Origin of the sequence: Paraglaciecola arctica, from assembly GCF_018861065.1 — a bacterium.
GTDB lineage: Bacteria > Pseudomonadota > Gammaproteobacteria > Enterobacterales > Alteromonadaceae > Paraglaciecola > Paraglaciecola arctica_B.
The window spans coordinates 1-17,686 of sequence record NZ_JAHKQO010000013.1 but is presented as its reverse complement, the minus strand read 5'-3'; the positions used below and the strand labels follow the sequence as shown (position 1 = coordinate 17,686).

Annotated in this window: 20 protein-coding genes; 6 read left to right on the top strand and 14 right to left on the bottom strand. The window is 40.6% G+C overall.

The window, feature by feature from the left end:
- Positions 1–161: 161 nt before the first annotated feature.
- The 3 genes from KO534_RS04095 to rsmI are packed head-to-tail and all read right to left on the bottom strand — an operon-like array spanning position 162 to position 2,556.
- On the bottom strand, positions 162–707 hold the full coding sequence (locus KO534_RS04095) for an exonuclease domain-containing protein (protein ID WP_215927540.1): 546 nt from the start codon (positions 705–707) through the stop codon (positions 162–164).
- A 41-nt stretch (positions 708–748) separates the two neighbouring features.
- Positions 749–1,720: an FAD:protein FMN transferase gene (locus tag KO534_RS04090; protein ID WP_215927538.1), complete on the bottom strand. Its 972-nt coding sequence runs from the start codon at positions 1,718–1,720 to the stop codon at positions 749–751.
- Positions 1,717–2,556 carry a 16S rRNA (cytidine(1402)-2'-O)-methyltransferase gene (gene rsmI / locus KO534_RS04085; protein WP_215927536.1) on the bottom strand — a complete coding sequence of 280 codons (840 nt, stop codon included), beginning with the start codon at positions 2,554–2,556 and terminating at the stop codon, positions 1,717–1,719. The genes KO534_RS04090 and rsmI overlap by 4 nt, the downstream gene beginning before the upstream one ends.
- 145 nt (positions 2,557–2,701) lie before the next feature.
- Here rsmI and KO534_RS04080 point away from each other — a divergent pair, with 145 nt between their 5' ends.
- Genes KO534_RS04080 through dolP form a run of 4 tightly spaced genes read left to right on the top strand, consistent with a single transcriptional unit; the run spans position 2,702 to position 6,224 of the window.
- Complete coding sequence (locus KO534_RS04080) at positions 2,702–4,645, top strand: penicillin-binding protein activator (protein WP_215927534.1); 1,944 nt, start codon at positions 2,702–2,704, stop codon at positions 4,643–4,645.
- Complete coding sequence (locus KO534_RS04075) at positions 4,632–5,006, top strand: YraN family protein (protein WP_215927532.1); 375 nt, start codon at positions 4,632–4,634, stop codon at positions 5,004–5,006. The genes KO534_RS04080 and KO534_RS04075 overlap by 14 nt, the downstream gene beginning before the upstream one ends.
- A 42-nt stretch (positions 5,007–5,048) precedes the next feature.
- The gene (locus KO534_RS04070) at positions 5,049–5,642 is read left to right on the top strand and encodes a phosphoheptose isomerase (RefSeq protein WP_215927530.1); all 594 of its coding nucleotides are present in this window, start codon (positions 5,049–5,051) and stop codon (positions 5,640–5,642) included.
- A 3-nt stretch (positions 5,643–5,645) separates the two neighbouring features.
- On the top strand, positions 5,646–6,224 hold the full coding sequence (dolP, locus tag KO534_RS04065) for a division/outer membrane stress-associated lipid-binding lipoprotein (protein ID WP_215927528.1): 579 nt from the start codon (positions 5,646–5,648) through the stop codon (positions 6,222–6,224).
- A gap of 36 nt (positions 6,225–6,260) precedes the next feature.
- On the opposite strand, the gene KO534_RS04060 is transcribed toward dolP, so the two are convergent.
- The 11 genes from KO534_RS04060 to KO534_RS04010 form a co-directional block, all read right to left on the bottom strand.
- A complete protein-coding gene (locus tag KO534_RS04060) occupies positions 6,261–7,202 on the bottom strand; it encodes a hypothetical protein (RefSeq protein WP_215927526.1) in 942 nt (313 codons plus the stop codon).
- Positions 7,203–7,465: 263 nt separating this feature from the next.
- Positions 7,466–7,870: a ClpXP protease specificity-enhancing factor gene (locus KO534_RS04055; protein WP_215927524.1), complete on the bottom strand. Its 405-nt coding sequence runs from the start codon at positions 7,868–7,870 to the stop codon at positions 7,466–7,468.
- Positions 7,871–7,884: 14 nt separating this feature from the next.
- The gene (sspA, locus tag KO534_RS04050) at positions 7,885–8,517 is read right to left on the bottom strand and encodes a stringent starvation protein SspA (protein ID WP_215927522.1); all 633 of its coding nucleotides are present in this window, start codon (positions 8,515–8,517) and stop codon (positions 7,885–7,887) included.
- Positions 8,518–8,719: 202 nt separating this feature from the next.
- Positions 8,720–9,454 carry a cytochrome c1 gene (locus KO534_RS04045; RefSeq protein ID WP_215927520.1) on the bottom strand — a complete coding sequence of 245 codons (735 nt, stop codon included), beginning with the start codon at positions 9,452–9,454 and terminating at the stop codon, positions 8,720–8,722.
- A complete protein-coding gene (locus KO534_RS04040) occupies positions 9,451–10,719 on the bottom strand; it encodes a cytochrome b (RefSeq protein WP_215927517.1) in 1,269 nt (422 codons plus the stop codon). The genes KO534_RS04045 and KO534_RS04040 overlap by 4 nt, the downstream gene beginning before the upstream one ends.
- Before the next feature lies 1 nt (position 10,720).
- On the bottom strand, positions 10,721–11,353 hold the full coding sequence (gene petA / locus KO534_RS04035; protein ID WP_215927515.1) for a ubiquinol-cytochrome c reductase iron-sulfur subunit: 633 nt from the start codon (positions 11,351–11,353) through the stop codon (positions 10,721–10,723).
- Between the two features lie 275 nt (positions 11,354–11,628).
- Positions 11,629–12,021 carry a 30S ribosomal protein S9 gene (gene rpsI, locus KO534_RS04030; protein ID WP_215927513.1) on the bottom strand — a complete coding sequence of 131 codons (393 nt, stop codon included), beginning with the start codon at positions 12,019–12,021 and terminating at the stop codon, positions 11,629–11,631.
- A gap of 12 nt (positions 12,022–12,033) precedes the next feature.
- Positions 12,034–12,462, bottom strand: a complete 429-nt coding sequence (gene rplM, locus KO534_RS04025; RefSeq protein ID WP_215927511.1) for a 50S ribosomal protein L13 — start codon at positions 12,460–12,462, stop codon at positions 12,034–12,036.
- Positions 12,463–12,699: 237 nt separating this feature from the next.
- A complete protein-coding gene (locus KO534_RS04020) occupies positions 12,700–13,479 on the bottom strand; it encodes a M23 family metallopeptidase (RefSeq protein ID WP_215927691.1) in 780 nt (259 codons plus the stop codon).
- A 19-nt stretch (positions 13,480–13,498) separates the two neighbouring features.
- Positions 13,499–14,374: a 6-pyruvoyl trahydropterin synthase family protein gene (locus KO534_RS04015; RefSeq protein WP_215927509.1), complete on the bottom strand. Its 876-nt coding sequence runs from the start codon at positions 14,372–14,374 to the stop codon at positions 13,499–13,501.
- Positions 14,375–14,443: 69 nt separating this feature from the next.
- The gene (locus tag KO534_RS04010; protein WP_215927507.1) at positions 14,444–15,550 is read right to left on the bottom strand and encodes a nucleoid-associated protein; all 1,107 of its coding nucleotides are present in this window, start codon (positions 15,548–15,550) and stop codon (positions 14,444–14,446) included.
- 113 nt (positions 15,551–15,663) lie between these two features.
- On the opposite strand from KO534_RS04010, the gene KO534_RS04005 reads away from it, so the two are divergent.
- Positions 15,664–15,882, top strand: a complete 219-nt coding sequence (locus KO534_RS04005) for a DUF1414 domain-containing protein (RefSeq protein WP_215927505.1) — start codon at positions 15,664–15,666, stop codon at positions 15,880–15,882.
- A gap of 15 nt (positions 15,883–15,897) precedes the next feature.
- On the top strand, positions 15,898–17,445 hold the full coding sequence (locus KO534_RS04000; protein WP_215927503.1) for a DUF3413 domain-containing protein: 1,548 nt from the start codon (positions 15,898–15,900) through the stop codon (positions 17,443–17,445).
- Positions 17,446–17,686 lie beyond the last annotated feature (241 nt).

The following is a 17,686-nucleotide window of genomic DNA, read 5'->3' as shown; positions in this document are numbered from 1 at the left end:
GCCAGAATTAATCCGACAAAGTGCATTCGACCTAAGGATACTCGCTTTGAAAAATGACAATACCTGTCGCTTTGAATATTGAAAACAACTGTTGAATGGATGTGTGGGCCTCATAAATGACAGCAATGCTTTGAACTAGAACAAACCTACCTAAGATACAATCAAGACAACTGCAATTGACTATTATTTTGATTACACATCAGTTGCGTTGTTACAAAAGTCTTTTGAATAAGTGCTGCGTCACTACTAGCTCGATGGCGCTGCTCTTGCATTTGCTGGAATAAGGTTTCCTTGGTTTCGTGCCAAAGTGGCATTTGTATTTCTTTTAAAATCATCTCTAATGAGCTGACATGAAATTTCATCACCATCTTTGCCGCATTAAAGAGTTTTATTAACCAAGTATCATCTACTACCCATCCATCTGAATAAACAACTTGCCCTGCTAAAAATTGATTGAGTTGTGAACAAACCTCCTGCACAACCAAGCCTTTTTCCGCCAAAACTTGGCGACTAATACCATGTAAAGCTTCAGCTCTGGTATCCCAATGTGTCCAGTCATCTTGTGGTTTAATCAAACAACAGAATCGTTCTCCTGCTTGATTGATAACCCCAACTTCAATCGGATAACTGGCCGCGCCGAAACCACTGGCTTCCACGTCAATAATATTAGGAATATGCAGGCCTGTTTGACCTGTAATTTTATTCATTGTTTTCTACTCATCAAATTACTGACAAAAAATAGTGAAAATTATTCAACCAATGCATTGGAATAATGCAACTTGCGCTGATTATCCACAATAATGCCATCGTATCCTGGCGTTCGATTTAGCAGGTCCATTCCTTTGTGTACCCCCAAAACAAAAACCGCGGTAGACAACGCATCATTCAATGTACTGCGGTTGCCAATGATAGAGACACTTTGCACCTCATAGGCTGATTCACCCGTTTTTGGCGATAAAATATGATGATAACGCTTTCCGTCTTGCTCGAAATAACGCTCGTAATCACCTGAAGTTGACAACCCAGTATTTGCCAATGGCAAAACTACAGTTTGTTTGTGTTGATTTCGAGGATCTCGAATACCTACCATCCAAGGTTTACCTAACCTGTCACCTAACAATTTTGTATCACCGCCAGCTGTCACCAAAGCATGTTTAATGCCACTATTGCGCAATAATTCGATTGCATTATCGACTGCGTGACCTTTGGCAATGCCACCTAAATCAATTTTCACATTGGGATGGGCGAAAAAAATTCTATTGTTGTGAGAATCGAACCTTAAGTGCCTATAATTAACGGCCTTTAATAAATCAGTTATTTGGCTTTGTTGTGGTTTTTGATGCTCTCGGTAATTGTAAAGGTAACCCACGCTCGCAAAAGTAATATCGAAGGCGCCGTCGGTTTCCTTTGCGAGTTCTACAGATAATACGATAAGATCGAATAACTCTTTAGAAATGGCTACGTAATCCTTAGCACCGTGTTTATTGAGTAGACTCAATTCGCTACTTTCAATGTAGGGACTCATGGCCTGATCAATTCGCCGCATTTCATCCATTACCATTTGAATTGCCCCTTGACCTTGTTGAGTAGAATCACTCCACAGCTCTACATGTATATTCGTCCCCATTATTGCCTGACTATCTTCAAACCATTTTGCCGTTGATGCACCTGAAAAAAGCAGATTGCAGAACATAAATGTAAGTAGGCTTTTTGTTCTCATAAATTAAGCTCTAACCCGAGTTGATAAAGCTGATTCTTCTTTAATCCATATTGAGCAGCTGTGACCGCTGCTGCTTTTTTAAGGGGGAGTTCTGCCACTAAAAGTTTAAGTAAATTAAGTGCATCAGCCGACACTGCTGTTTGATCTTGCTTTTCACCGGCGATCATTAATACAAATTCACCTCTTTGATGGTTTGCATCGGCTTCGAGCCAAGTTAAACAAGCTTGTGCAGTACCTGAATAAAAGGTCTCAAAGGTTTTTGTTAGCTCTTTTGCCACTACCATTTGACGATGTTCACCCAACTCAATCACTATTTGTTTGACAGTTTCCGCTACTCTTCGGGGAGATTCATAAAATACACTTGTACTGGTTTCCGTAAGTAATCGCTGCAAAACCTGCTGCTTAGCCACTGCCTTAACCGGTAAAAAACCTTCAAATTTAAATCTATCTGTCGCTAACCCCGCAGCGCATAGGGCGGTTATCGCTGCACAAGGTCCGGGCAATGGTACAACTTTCACCCCAGCTGCTGTGCAGTGACTGACCAAACCATAACCAGGGTCGCTTATAAGTGGTGTGCCTGCATCAGAAATTAACGCAATGTTTTGACCGAGATTTAGTTTTTCAATCAGTTGAGTGGCTCGCTGAGATTCATTGTGATCATGTAATGAGGTCAGTCGCGTTGAAATATCATAGTGCTGCAGCAAACGCTGACTATGCCGAGTATCTTCAGCGGCAATTAAGTCCACCTCGCCCAAAATACGTAATGCCCTAAGGGTAATGTCTTCCAAATTGCCAATAGGCGTGGCGACAATATATAAGGTGCCTGACTCAATCAATGATAACTCTCCAAATTAATGCAATTGTCTAACCTTGATCCAAGTATGGGCTTTATCGCGCATCCTAGTCACAAAGCATTAGATATTTATATCCGATACTATAAACTAACATGGTTATTATCACTTTATTTAATGGGTATCATCGATGAGTTTTCGAGCGTTAGTGATTTTTTGTATCACTATTTTGTGTTTTTTTTCTTGTTCTAGCAGCCCAACTCGGCAACCTCAAAAAATTGCAGTAAAACCAACTAAAGAAATTATCGAACAAGTCAAAGACAGTGCTTATTTTTTAACTCAAGCAAAACAATATGATGCTAGCACCAAAAATTTCTACCAGCGCAATGAGTATTTATTACAAGCCGCCGAAGCGTTGCAATTTGAGCAACAGTGCGAAAAAAGCATTCGAATGCTAAAAGTACTGCAATCAGAATTACAAGATAATCGCCACATCACTCATGGCAGTTTACTTCTAGCAGAATGTTACCTAATTCTGTCTAACGAGGCATATGACAATGTAGAAATTATACTCGCCAATTTACAAGGGGATTATGGTTACCAGGGTCGCATTGCCGCTCTAGAAGCGCAGCTTTTTGTTAATAAAAAGCAATGGTTAAACGCCGCCAAAGCATTTCAAGACACCAACATTGATGACCCAGAAAAAACTCAAACAATTTGGAAATGGGTTAACAAGTTAACCTTAAGTGATTTAGAAAAAGCACGACTGTCAGAAACAAAATTGCAACCTTGGTTACAGTTAGCGATTATCGTAAAACGTTTTGCCTTGGAACCTGACCTGTTTAACCAACAACTTGTTAGTTGGCAAAGTAGGCATTTAGGGCATTCACTTGTAAACAATCTACCAGCAGAGATCCAGCAATCTTTGTTAGAGCCTACCATTCAGGCAAAACGTATTGCAGTGTTATTACCATTGTCCGGCAGACTAGCCAATCAAGGCCAAGCGATAAAAGAAGGCATATTGGCCGCGTATTTGGAAAGCTTAGATTCTGCAGTGCTTGACTCGAATAACCTGTCTGAAACCAGTGAAGTCTCAAATGATGCCATTTCTAGCATGACTAAAACATACCGTGAGATCCGCTTTTTCGATTCCGCATTAAAAACGGCGCAACAGCTAAATGAAATGGTAGCGGATTTTGATGTGGTGTTGGGCCCCTTGGTTAAAGAGAAAATTATTGAACTTCGTGCTGTGTTACCGAAAGACAAAATACTTTTAGCACTAAATAGAGTAGAGATAACGCCTAAACTCCCAGTTATTGCGCAGCTAGATACCACAGAAGAGTCACACTCCCCTGCGGCTGAACACTATTACTTTTCATTGGCCCCAGAAGATGAAGCACAACAACTGGCGCAACATATTCAGAAAAATCAGTTGGTTAGACCAATCATATTTGCTGCCGATAATCCAACCACTCAAAGAATGGCCGCAGCATTTATTGCCACATGGCAAGAAATCCCCAATGCAATTCAACCAGACTTAAGTATTTTTACTGACAACAAAAACATGCGTATCCAAGTATCTGAAAAGTTGGACGTTGCGCAAAGTGATAAACGTATTAAACAAATCGAAACGCTAGCCGATGTTGAAGTATTTGGGGTGGAAAGAAACCGTCGTGATATTGACTCCATAGTATTATTTGCAAACCCAGAACAAACCGCGCTGCTTAACCCTATTATTGAAGCCAGCCTTAGCCCTTTTGCTCGAAAGTCACTATCAGTATTTGCTTCTTCACGCAGCTATAGCGTTGATCTAAATAGTAACAGTCTGAGAGATCTACGTAACCTCACCTTCGCAGATATGCCTTGGATGTTACCTGAACATAGTTGGCAACCCTTAGCGAATCAAAGCAAACAACTATGGCCACAACGTCAAGACACTCTGTTACGGCTATTTGCTATGGGATTCGATGCCTACAATTTACTGCCCAATTTACGTCGGTTAAAATCACTACCGCAGATTGTTAGCCATGGATTAACCGGTGAAATCAACGTAGATGAACAGGGTGTATTACATAGGCGCTTACCTTGGGCACAAGTTGCCCAAGACAGAGTAAAATTACTTGCGATGGATTAAGCAGGCACTGTCTACTGCAATAGGCGGGGAAGCTGAGCGTTTTGCTCGAACCTTCTTAGAGCAGCAGGGTCTCACATTTGTGATGCAAAATTATCGCTGCCGCACAGGTGAAATAGACTTAATTATGCAAGACCGAGACGAACTGGTATTTGTTGAAGTTAAATATCGCAGCAACAGTCAACACGGCTCTGCAGTTGAATTTTTTCATACAAGTAAAAAACGTAAGTTTGAGTCTGCGGTTATGCACTATATGCAAGAAAAGGGCTTTAATCCGAGTATCGTCCCCCATAGAATTGACTTAGTGGGCATTGAAGGAAAGGGCCGACAGCCGCACAATGTCAATTGGTTAAAAAGTGTTTAATCCAATGGCACCAATCTTAAATATAATTTACGCAGGAGTGTTATGTTAGATAGCATTAAGGCCAATTTTACCGAAAGTATCCAAATAAAAATTGCCTCAATTGAGTTATTACCCGAAGCCATTTCAAATGCGACCTATATGATGGTTAACGCTTTGATTAATGGTAATAAAATATTATGTTGTGGCAATGGTGGTTCAGCGGTGATCGCGCAACACTTTTCTTCGTTGTTATTAAATAAGTTTGAACGAGAAAGGCCTAGCTTACCTGCGCTAGCTCTGACTGCTGATGGTGCCACGTTATCGTCTATAGCGAATGACTTTACATTCGATGAAGTGTACTCAAAACAAGTTAGCGCCTTAGGTCAAGCTGGCGACATTTTGTTTGTTATCTCCACCAGTGGCAATTCCTCTAACGTGATCAAAGCAATGGAGGCTGCCCTAAGCCGTGATATGACTATAGTAGCACTCACCGGCATGGACGGCGGCAAAATGGAAGGACTGGTTAGTCAACACGATGTAGAAATCCGTGTACCGTCGAACCGAACCGCGCGTATTCAAGAAGTCCATTATTTAGTTGTTCATAGTCTTTGTGAGGGAATAGACAATTGTTTATTCCCTGAAAATTTTCAGGAGTAACCCGTGTTAAAAACCAAAAAAATATTGCTAACATCGCTACTCTCAGCAGCCCTATTACTACAAGGCTGCGCAGGGCTAATTATTGGTGCCGGTGTTGGCGCAGCATCTGTAGCTCATGATAGACGCACTATAGGCACTCAGGTTGACGATACCACCGCCGCTAGCCGTATATCTAATGCACTGGCAAAAGACTTGGCAGTACAAGAACAAACTAGCATCACTGTACAGGTATTTAATGGTACCGCTTTATTGGTGGGTCAGGCGCCGACTCAAGAATTGATACAACAGGCTCAAAACCTTGCTGCAACAGTTAAAAATATTAAAAAGCTCCATAACCAAATCCGCCTAGGCTCACCTATTCCCGCAGGTGTCATAGCCAATGATGCTTGGTTAGCCTCAAAAATAAAAACCAAACTGATCGCAGATAAACGTATAGATGGCCTACACATCGAGATAGAGGTTGAAAACGGAGAAGTATTCTTAATGGGTTTGGTCACCGAACATGAATCCAATATAGCCGTGGATATCACCCGTAATGTCAATGGTGTAAAACAAGTGATTAAGGCATTTGAATATACTTAATCGGGCTTCCTAAGCCACTATCCTAAAGCAGGATTATCAAAGTAGGCCGATTGCCGCGAGAGCTTCTCTAAGCTGGACTTCTCTGCCCTCTTTCGGCCACCCTACAATCTGCCTTACCAAGCTATTTTGCTCGAAAAAATACAAAGTGGGTGTTCCCCAATAAGTAATTTCAGGCCATTGATCCCTTTTATATACAAAACTATATGGCTGATGGTCAGAGATAGAGTTATGTTCAAGAACTTCATTGAGCCGCAAGTCACCATTTTGTCGAGTTATCCAAGTTGAATGTTTATCCATAATCTTGTTTAACTCTGGCTTGTCTTTTAACCACACTGAGAATCGTTCAGATGGTTGGCAAAATGGTGATCCTACAACTATCACATGACTTCCACTAAACAACGCCTTCTTTTCTTGAAGTTTTCCAATCTCAAGAAAAGGAATAACAACCTGTCTGCTACCTTCCAAGTTCCCTGAAAGTATAAATAAGTAGTCGGCGCTGTCCAATTCAAATTTTGTTTTCAACTCTTGTGCTTCAACAAACATCCAATTAGCTATATATCTAGAGTACAAAGTCTCAGCGTATCGTTTTTTACTTAAATCCTCGGAAGGTAGATCTTCCAATAATCCAGTTATGAAACTAAGCATACTGTCGTTTTGGGAGTAAAAGGTGATTTTATTCATCAATTGATACAAGACATCTTTATCATTTATAGATAATTTTTTTAGAGTTGCATCGGTAAAATCAGTTTCAATGCAGGTTTCAAATAACGCAGCGAATTTACTAGCGCGAATATCTGCAACCACTGTTTGGCTATTCTCTAGTAACTTTTCTTGCACACTTAATTGTTCTATCGATAAAGCTTCATTCCACAGGTCAGTCACTGAACCACAGTTAGTCGCACCTTCAACAAGAGTTGATATCAACGATAATTGAAAAAGTAATGCATAACGGTAAATCATAAACAATAAAATGCTCACTGAAATACCTTGCTGATTAGTATTTTTCATCGTTGGAATGTGGATACTGAGGAACTAAGTGTGATTGCTAACAGAGAAATGACAAAAGGCGGTTTCATTATTAATCCCTATAATGACTAACAAATGTGCGGGAGCATATTTGATATAATAAGGATAATATTTTAACCTGCAATCTTTTTATGATTTTGAATAATTTCAGGCATCATATAGAACCAACACCAAGGGTTGGTCCTATATAGATTGAGATGTTTCGAATAACCCAGCTACTTAACAACCGTTAAAGTAGGTTTACCCTTCTTCGGCTTTGTAGCCGGTTCTTGAGGTGTTGGCTTAGACTCTACTTCGCCTGAACCTAAGTTTTCTTCAACAGTAAAGACTGTACCTGCACCATTTTCTTTCGCGTAAATCGCTAATACGGCGGGGCAAGGCACAACTAGTTCTCTAGGCACACCACCAAATCGTGCGTTAAACATGATTTCGTTCAATCCTAACTGTAAATTACCAGTTGACGCAGGAGATACATTTAGCACTATTTGACCGTCCTGGACAAACTCTTGCGGAACTTGTGTTCCAGCATAATGCGCATCGACCACTATATAAGGAGTCAGATTGTTATCTACGATCCAATCATAAAATGCGCGTAATAAGTAAGGTTGATTAGGTGTCATATCACTTCTAGCCGTTAAAGTGGGTTGTGTATTTCACGTTCTTGGTCGGTCAATGACGCAATAAACGAAGGTCTTTCAAATATACGCTTCATATACGCTTTAACGTCTTTACTACCAGTACCGGTTAGTTCGATGCCTAAAGCAGGTAAACGCCACAATAGTGGTGCTAAATAACAATCGACTAAACTGAATTCTTCACTCATGAAATATGGCGTTTCAGCAAATAATGGTGCTAAAGATAAAAAGGCTTCACGTAATTCATTACGAGTGGCTTCTAAGTCACCTTTTTTGGCCATAATCTTTTCAGCCAATACGTACCAGTCGTTCTGGATTCGATGCATAGTCAAACGACTTTGACCACGAGAAACCGGATAAACAGGCATAAGTGGAGGATGCGGGAAACGCTCGTCCAAATATTCCATGATGATATGCGAATTATATAAAACTAGCTCTCTATCAATCAAAGTCGGTACAGTACCATAGGGGTTTAGTTCAAGAAGATCTTCTGGTAACTCGTTAGGAACAGTAAAACTGATCTCTACGCCAACGCCTTTCTCGGCTAACACTATACGTGCTTGGTGGCTGTATATATCTATCGTGTCTGAAAACAACGTCATTATCGAACGTTTATTGGCGGCTACAGCCATCTATATATCTCCTAAATGTCTTACATAATCGCATAATCACTAAGATTGTCCTTAGGCGTTTATGCATTGTTTTGTTATTAGCGATTTGTAGGTCACAATCGACTAATTAAAAACGGAAAAGAAAGGGGCATATACGTGATATATAGCCCCTATCAAAATTTTCGCGGATTATACACTAAATTCATTAAAAATGTGCTATGAATTAATGTACATCTCTCCAATATTCTTTCTTCAGTAAATATACCAGTACTAACAGCACTAATAAGAATATCATCACCCAGCGACCAATTTTTTCTGATTGTAAGCGCGAAGGTTCACCGATATAGACTAAGTAGTTGACCAAATCTAATACTGCGGTGTCGTATTCAGCTGCGCTTAGTTCACCACTGCCGTCAGCTTTTATACCAACATAACGGTCAACCATTTCACCGTCTATCAACATTTTTTCTGTGGTTTTTCTTGGTACACCTTGTAGCTCTTGTAGTGCGTGTGGCATGCCTACGTCAGGAAACACTAAGTTATTCACACCAAACTTAGTGCTTTCGTCTACGTAAAAGCTTCTTAAATAAGTGTAGATCCAATCTGCACCACGCACTCGCGCAACTAGGGTTAAATCTGGAGGCGGGGCACCAAACCATTTGGCACCTGATTCACTAGGCATAGCATTTTTAATGTGCTCACCAGGCTTTTCACCTGTAAATTGTAAATTAGCTTGGCCTAACTCAACAGGTATGCCTAAGTCTTCAAACGTACGTTGGTAACGCTGATACTGAGTTTGGTGACATCCTAAACAGTAATTCATAAACAACTTAGCGCCGGTTTGTAATGACGCTTTATCGGTTAGGTCATACTCAGCTTTATCAAGATGAACGTTGCCGCCAGCAGCCATAACACCTAAAGGCAATAACAAGGACAATACAAAAATTATCTTTCTCATTCTGTGATCCTCGCTGGAACTGGTTTAGTACGCTCATTTTTACTGTATATAAACAACAACACAAAGAAACCAAAATACATAATAGTGAGTATTTGCGATGCAATGATTTTCCAGTTTTCTTGAGGTGTGCCACCTAAGTAACCTAGGAATATAAAAACAGCCGCAAAAATCATTAGGTTCCATTTGTGTAATCCACAACGGTAACGCCAAGATTTCACTTTACCTCTATCAAGCCAAGGTAAAAGGGCTAAGAATATAATCGCTGCAAACATCGCGATAACACCACCAAGTTTATGAGGTACCGCTTTCAAAATCGCGTAGAAGGGCGTGAAATACCATACAGGGAAGATGTGTTCTGGTGTTTTTAACGGGTTCGCAATCTCAAAGTTTGGATGTTCTAAGAAGTACCCACCCATTTCTGGGTTGAAGAACATGATGTAACAGAAAGCGAGTAGGAAGAAACTAAACCCGACTAGATCTTTCAACACTATATGTGGGAAGAACGGCACGATATCATCAACAATGTCGTACTTGTCAGTGTAGTACTCGTGAATTTTGTAATTGGTTTTTTCGTCTTCGGAAAGCGAACCTTTCTTACGTTTAACGTCGGTACCATCTGGATTATTAGAACCCACTTCATGTAATGCTACTATGTGTAAGAACACCAAAATCACTATGACTAAAGGCAATGCTATAACGTGTAGTGCAAAGAAGCGGTTTAGTGTCGCACCAGAAATGACGTAGTCACCTTGGATCCAAATTACTAGGTCAGGACCAATTACCGGAATAGCACTAAATAAAGATACAATTACCTGTGCACCCCAGTAAGACATTTGCCCCCAAGGAAGTACGTACCCCATAAAGGCTTCGGCCATTAAGGCAAGATAAATAAACATACCGAATAACCACAACAATTCACGTGGCTTTTGATAAGAGCCATAAATCATGCCTCTAAACATATGTAAATACACTACGATAAAGAAGGCAGACGCCCCTGTGCTGTGCATATAGCGGAGTATGTAGCCATATTCAACATCACGCATGATGTATTCTACTGAAGCAAATGCTTCTTCAGCAGTAGGTGTGAAACTCATAGTTAACCATACACCTGTCACAATTTGGTTAACTAAAACTATGGTTGCGAGAAACCCAAACATGTACCAAAAGTTCATGTTTCGGGGAGCGGGATATTGAATTGCGTGCATGTTTGCAACGCGCATTATGGGGAGACGATACTCAACCCAGTCCATCAAATTTTTCCACATATTATGCCGCCCCTTCTTCGGAACCAATCAAAATAGTATTGTCGTCAACAAACATATAAGGCGGCACTACTAGATTTAAACCAGCTGGTACATTTTGAAACACGCGGCCTGCCATATCAAATTTAGAACCATGGCAAGGACAGAAAAAGCCTTCTTCTACCCCTACTACATATTCCGCGAACGCGCCGTCTTTTAAATGTTGAGGAGAACAACCTAAATGAGTACAAATACCTACCAACACTAGATATTCTTCTTTCAAAGAACGATAAGCATTTTTAGCAAACTCCGGTTGTTGCTCTTCATCGGAGTTGGGATCTTTTAGCTGTTCGTCATGGGTAAGCAATGACGCAAGTAGTTCAGGTGTTCGACGCGCAATCCAAACGGGTTTGCTGCGCCAAATAACCCGAATCAACTGACCTGGTTCGATTTTACTTATATCAGCTTCTACGTCAGCCCCAGCAGCTTTTGCTTTAATGCTAGGGTTCCAGGATGCGATAAAAGGCACTGCTGCACCGACTACACCGACACCACCAACAACAGAAGTCGCCACCGTTAAAAATCGGCGTCTATTACTATTGACTGGTTGGTTTTCGGTTTCAGACGAATCATGCGCATCTAAAGATACATTGCTCATCCACTAATCTCCGAGGGTTAATTTGGCTGACACTTTATAATTTGAATAATATTTGACTCAAAAAATAAAGTTTTTCTGTTAACCGAAAATGATAAAAGAAAACCCACATAAAAGACAAGGAAATCGTTAATAAAATGAAGAATTACTGATACTTAAGGTATTTTTGAGAAAATATTGAGGGGATGATGTTTTTTTGTACAAATCGCAAACAATAAAAAACCCAGCAAAAGCTGGGTTTTTTGAATATCTTTTGTAAAAAGACTGTCGTCGGACAATTAACGTTTTGAGAATTGAGGACGCTTACGTGCTTTATGAAGACCAACCTTCTTACGCTCAACTTTACGTGCATCACGAGTAACAAAGCCCGCTTTACGTAATGCTGGACGAAGAGTTTCGTCAAATTCCATCAAAGCACGTGTAATGCCGTGACGAATTGCACCAGCTTGACCACTAATACCACCACCGGCTACGGTGATGTATAAGTCAAACTTTTCAGTCATTTCAACTAACTCTAGCGGTTGACGCACGATCATACGTGCAGTCTCACGACCAAAGAATACGTCAAGAGGACGTTGATTTACTACAATGTTGCCACTACCTGCACGAAGAAAAACACGAGCGGTAGAACTTTTGCGTCGGCCAGTGCCGTAATATTGATTATCTGCCATCTGTAATGCTCCTTAAAGGTCTAAGACTTGAGGCTGCTGAGCAGCATGTGTATGCTCAGGACCAGCGAAGACTTTCATTTTGCGGAACATATCGCGTCCAAGAGGACCTTTAGGCAACATACCTTTAACCGCTTTTTCAATGATCATCTCTGGCTTGTGGGCTTGTAACTTTTCAAAGTTAGTCTCTTTAAGACCGCCTGGGTAGCCACTATGAGCGTAGTACATTTTGCCTTTGGCTTTGTTGCCAGTAACAGTGACTTTCTCAGCGTTGATCACAACTATATAATCACCAGTATCCACATGAGGCGTGTACTCTGGCTTATGCTTACCGCGTAAACGGCTAGCGATCTCAGTCGCTAAACGACCAAGAGTTTTGTCTGCGGCGTCAACCACATACCATTCACGTTTTACCGTTTCTGGCTTTGCAACAAAAGTTTTCATTTTAAAATTACCCGAAATATATAAATAATCGTTACGTTGGTTTTATGTTCGATATTTAACTACCGACTGCTACACAAAACCGCTAAAAATCAATACTTTGACCCCTTCGAGTCGTATGATTCATCCGCTTTCCCACAAGCGGGGGCAACTGGGCAGGGCGCGAATTATACAGAAGTTAAAAGAAAACGCGAGGGTAATTTTTGAGCTTTTTCACTATCAAGCGACTTTAACGAAATTTTATCGTTTCGGTACCAGTAAAGCGGGATCGAGTCTCTCTTTAAACCAGTTAATTCGCCAGTCTAAATGGGCACCAGTTACTCGTCCTGTGGCTCCGATTTCGGCAACTAAGTCACCTTGTTTAACCTGAGTACCTGACTCGACATGCCCTTTACTTAAATGCAAAAAAGTAGAAGACACTCCAAAGCCGTGGTCTATTATCATGGTGCCACCAGAATAATACATATCGGGTACCCACAAAGTGACTATTCCGTCTGCAGGAGCAAATACTGGCGTGCCAGTTGGTCCAGCTACATCGACCCCGAAGTGAGGACGTTTAGGCACACCGTTAAACACTCGCCTACTACCATACACCCCACTGATAGGGCCTGCGGCTGGCCAAATAAAATCTTGGGTAAAGTCCAACCTACTAGCGTTATTGGCTCGAGCGACGCCGATTTGTTGGTTATCTTGTCTAATACGTGAAAGGACTGATTCAGGAGGACTGACATATTTACTTGCAACGCCCTCTATTTTTTGTTCTACATAGGTGCGCTTTGTTAGGGTAAAGTTTTTTTCCTGAAGAACACCTTGAGCGTTCTGCCACTTGAGTTTTTGTGTCAGCTCAGCATCACGTCCAAAGCCAAAAGCGAAATAGCCTTCCTCTGAAACGCGCACGGGATTTTCATTTAACCAAAGCTGACTGCCAGCAGGCACTTCTCCACGAATTAAACTCCCTTGAGTCATTTCACCTTTAAGCTTGATACCATTAGCCACCGCGCCTAACGACAACAAACACATTGCACATAAAGTTAGATATTTAAGCAAAAGCAATGGCTCCTTTTCCCACTCCTTCAAAGGCTAATACTTTAAAGCTACTGTTCGAATTCATACGTTTATGTTCATCTGCCATAAATTGCGCTAAACATTCTACTGTTGTATCTGTGGCAATCATTTCTGATTCTACTTTAGGGATGGCCAGCTCAAATCGACCTTGTGAAGATTCGTATGCAAATACGTGATGAAGACTGGGATCTGAATATAGTGATGAAAATAAGGTTTCTTTAATGTCCACAATATCTTCATTTGAGCCAATGTAAATATCGCACCAACGCTTAGCCCAATACTCTTGCCACTTGATACTCTCTAGTTGATTTTCAAATACCACCACCTTAGAACGATGACCGTGAGCAATACGTTGACAATTGCCATCATGCTTTTTCAGGCCATGGGTGTAGTGATAAAAAGGCGTATTAATGACTTCAGCTCGCAAGTTAAGCTCAATACCAGCAACGTTTTCTGGTAAGTGAGTGGCAATAACATCTTTTAGGTAGTCGCTCACCGAGGGCATAGTCACATTTTGTGAATATACAAACGCATAGGCTTCTGCAGGACAATTTAAATGTATCGACTTACCACTGGGACGCATAAAATCTACAGTGACTCTGTCATGTTTTTCATCGTGTTCAATACGGCTATAAGCATGCTCGACAGGTACCAACAACTTATGATCTATGTATTCATCAATTAGATGTTTTAGTTGTTTCTTAACTTTACCAAAGTCCAAAACCATGCTTTCTTCATTTAAATCGCCGCTTAGGATCACATCTACTATCCAGCTTTCCCCCACCATACCGCGCTCTGGGCAAAGATAAGAAAAATCCATTACGGTTAAATCATTAACAAATAATTGCATAAAAAGTGGTTATGTCCTGTTCTGAGTAAAATGTTTGGTCGTTATATTATAAAGAATACTGGTCAGATGTCAGCTTTGTGATTTCAAAAGTTGATCTTTAAGGTTAGGAGGTATTCCACGAATCATCAAAGTATCTGAACCTGCATCGTAACTGACTCTATCACCCAATAATTTACGCTCGAAACTCAGAGAAATACCGCCACCTTGACCACTAAATTTCGCCAAAGTTTTTAAGGCACTTCTGTCAGCCTGAAATTGCTCTTCAACTGGTGCTTCTGCTTGTTGGTTAAACGCTTCAAAACTAACATGATCACTGGGTAATTTAGCTGCTAGCTCTTGAATTTGGATGTCTTCTCCGGCCTCGAGTTTTTCTTTATAATAATCAGACACAGTAGAACGTACTTGATGTTTTTCTTCAGGATCAAGTTGTTCTGCGGCTAAAAATGCATCCACTGTGGTCAACAGTTGTTTATTCTGCTGTTTAATATCCACCAATTCTTCACACCCAATAAAGTGCATAAAGAAGTCGGATACTTTACGCCCCATACGACCTTTAATAAAACTGATGTAGCGCTGCTGTTCAGCTGTTACCGCTAGTTGCGTCAAATCAATTCTCACCGCCAATTGCATTTTGGCTAAGTCTAAATGGTCACTACTGGTGAGTTCTAAATCACGATTAATTTCTACATGTTGCTTAGTATTGATAATCGCTATCATCAAATAATCGGTTGCTAGGAATTGGTAATGACTAAACACTACAAATCCAGTTTCCAATGTGCCGGTATCAATTAAAGATTTTTTCAATAACTCACTGGCTTGAATACTAAATTCAACAAAATCAGTTTCTTCAGATTGCATGTCTGCCAACAAGGTTTTGAAGGGCACGGCATGTGGCGTCAGCACTGGTGGTTCTTCACCTGCTGAAGGCTCTTCTCCGGCTGAAGGCTCTTCACTAGCTAAGGGCTCTCTACTCACACTGACTATTTCGGCGTTTTCTGTGACAAACGCCCCTACCCCTTTACCGGGCTTAGTATTAAACGCGTGGTTGATTTGTTGCGCCAAGTTTTCTATCTCAGGGCTAATTTCAAAACAACTCGCTCTAGGAACTAGCGTTAACTCTTGTTGTTGGTTAACGGCTAATTGGTGTACAACAAAATGATGTATCAACGCGCTCACATTTTTTCCTTACAAAAATCAATTAAACTTGGTCACTGGTTTATTCGCATTTTATCTAGACCATTGTTATTATCGCTCAAATACACTGTACTATTATTCCTGAGCCAAACTACATGCCACAACAGTCCAAATACTCTGACAGCCAATTTGAAGCCATCATGCATGACATCATTATTGCTCTAGAGAAAAATAATGCGAACCGCGACCTATCCCTTATGGTGTTAGGTAATGTCGTTACTAATATTTTCCAGCAACAAGTACCTGAAAAACAGCGCCAACAAATGGCCGAACAGTTTACACAAGTGCTGTTAAAAAGTATCAATGGAAAATAAAAAAAGGTCGGCAGAATGATCCTAGCTGAAACCCCACGCAGAAAATTAGTCACCCAATTAGTCAATTGGGGCCATTGGTTTGCACTGCTAAATATTGTGATTGCGGTAACCATAGCCGCCATTTATATTCTTAATTCTCCAGCGCCTGGTTCACCAATCGGAACCTTTTATTTGTTCACTAACTGGATAAGCCATATTGGTTTTTTGACTTTTTTTGGTTTCGTGATACTCATTTTACCGCTGTGTTATTTGGTACCCAACGCCAAAGCTGTCAAAATTTTAAGTTCGGTTTTAGCCGCCTTTGCCTTAGCTTTATTGGCGTTTGATGCGTTGTTGTACAACAAATATGGAGTACACCTAAGTCTTAATTCTGCACAACTCATTCGTAATGAAACACAAACTGCGATTGCGCAATTTGGGTGGCAACAGTGGGGCTTTTTGCTGTTACTGTTTACGGTTTGGTTGTCATTTCAATTGATTGTAGCCAACGCATTATGGCAACGTATCAGCCGACTACAAAAGCGCAAATTGGGCCTTCCTATAAGCATCTTTTTTGTGAGTTGTTTTGTTATCAGTCATGCCTTACACGTTTGGGCCGATGCGAACCTTTATCAACCAATTGTGCAGCAAGACAACATGTTCCCTTTATCCTATCCGGCTACAGCCAAAACCTTGATGGCCCGATATAGTTTGCTCGACATTGAAGATTACCAGCAACGCAAGGCATTACAATTTAACCAGACCATCAAGGGCATAGCTTACCCCGCGGAGCCAGTTTATTGCTCAGTCAATACTAGTAACAAAGTGTTATTACTCTCAGTAATCGAAGGAGAAATGCCAAGTGCCATAGCCGGATTGTCCAAGTTTGAAAATCATTATCAACTTCAAACCTCAGTAGACAGCGGTATCACTACAATCTTGTATGGCTTACCTGAGTTGTACCATGGCGCTTTACAAAACTATTCACCGCTATTATTACAGTTGCCAAACTCGATGGGGCTTCAGGTTTCTTTATATCTGAAAGACACTAACAATCGTAGATTGTCTGCCTATCAAAAAGATTGGCAAAACTTTAAGCAAGCACTTTTCGATTCGAGCAGTAATTTATCAATTGGCTTTGTTCAGGCGCAACAAATTAGTGAACTTCTAAGCAGTGAAGTGTTAGCTGAATATCGCGTTATTGTGAGCAACTTAGATGATCAAAGCGCTCTAAACAATCCATTGTTTACTAATGTCACTATCAATAGATCTATGGGCAGCCTCGAAGATATCGCCCCCACCGCACTCAACCTGCTTGGCTGTGCAGCAAAATCCCAAGCATACAGTACGGGGCATTCACTCACCCAGAAAAGTAATCTCAACTACATTGTTAGTACTCAAGGTAACAAAGTGTTGCTACTAACAGACAAGCAGCGAATTGAAATTATGAATAATGGCAATGTACGTGTGTTTGACCTAAAAACAGGGGATGAAGTCTTCAGCCAGGTTGATCCCAATATTCTTAGTCAGGGTATTAAACACTTAAGTCGTTTCTCTGCTAAACGCGCCAATAAACCTTTTTAACACCTTGTAAGTCTTTACTAGGACAATTCGTTTTACATTGAGTAACTTTATGTTGTTTTTTGTATTTCTATATTGACTTAAAATTAAAAGCACCATAATGTAAATGATAATTGTTATCATTTACATTATGGTGCTTTATGTCTTTTACTTACTGCTTTACTTTTTCTGCCGTAGAAATGTCGGTGCGTTATGGTGACAACACCAGCAACGACGACATCATCAGTTGTTATGTGCATCTGGG

Excerpts from the sequence above, each read along its gene's own strand:
- KO534_RS04095 (WP_215927540.1), bottom strand. The coding sequence starts at position 707 with ATGAATAAAATTACAGGTCAAACAGGCCTGCATATTCCTAATATTATT.
- KO534_RS04090 (WP_215927538.1), bottom strand. The coding sequence starts at position 1,720 with ATGAGAACAAAAAGCCTACTTACATTTATGTTCTGCAATCTGCTTTTT.
- KO534_RS04080 (WP_215927534.1), top strand. The coding sequence starts at position 2,702 with ATGAGTTTTCGAGCGTTAGTGATTTTTTGTATCACTATTTTGTGTTTT.
- KO534_RS04070 (WP_215927530.1), top strand. The coding sequence starts at position 5,049 with ATGTTAGATAGCATTAAGGCCAATTTTACCGAAAGTATCCAAATAAAA.
- KO534_RS04055 (WP_215927524.1), bottom strand. The coding sequence starts at position 7,870 with ATGACACCTAATCAACCTTACTTATTACGCGCATTTTATGATTGGATC.
- sspA (WP_215927522.1), bottom strand. The coding sequence starts at position 8,517 with ATGGCTGTAGCCGCCAATAAACGTTCGATAATGACGTTGTTTTCAGAC.
- KO534_RS04045 (WP_215927520.1), bottom strand. The coding sequence starts at position 9,454 with ATGAGAAAGATAATTTTTGTATTGTCCTTGTTATTGCCTTTAGGTGTT.
- KO534_RS04040 (WP_215927517.1), bottom strand. The coding sequence starts at position 10,719 with ATGTGGAAAAATTTGATGGACTGGGTTGAGTATCGTCTCCCCATAATG.
- petA (WP_215927515.1), bottom strand. The coding sequence starts at position 11,353 with ATGAGCAATGTATCTTTAGATGCGCATGATTCGTCTGAAACCGAAAAC.
- rpsI (WP_215927513.1), bottom strand. The coding sequence starts at position 12,021 with ATGGCAGATAATCAATATTACGGCACTGGCCGACGCAAAAGTTCTACC.
- rplM (WP_215927511.1), bottom strand. The coding sequence starts at position 12,462 with ATGAAAACTTTTGTTGCAAAGCCAGAAACGGTAAAACGTGAATGGTAT.
- KO534_RS04020 (WP_215927691.1), bottom strand. The coding sequence starts at position 13,479 with ATGTGTTTGTTGTCGTTAGGCGCGGTGGCTAATGGTATCAAGCTTAAA.
- KO534_RS04015 (WP_215927509.1), bottom strand. The coding sequence starts at position 14,374 with ATGCAATTATTTGTTAATGATTTAACCGTAATGGATTTTTCTTATCTT.
- KO534_RS04005 (WP_215927505.1), top strand. The coding sequence starts at position 15,664 with ATGCCACAACAGTCCAAATACTCTGACAGCCAATTTGAAGCCATCATG.
- KO534_RS04000 (WP_215927503.1), top strand. The coding sequence starts at position 15,898 with ATGATCCTAGCTGAAACCCCACGCAGAAAATTAGTCACCCAATTAGTC.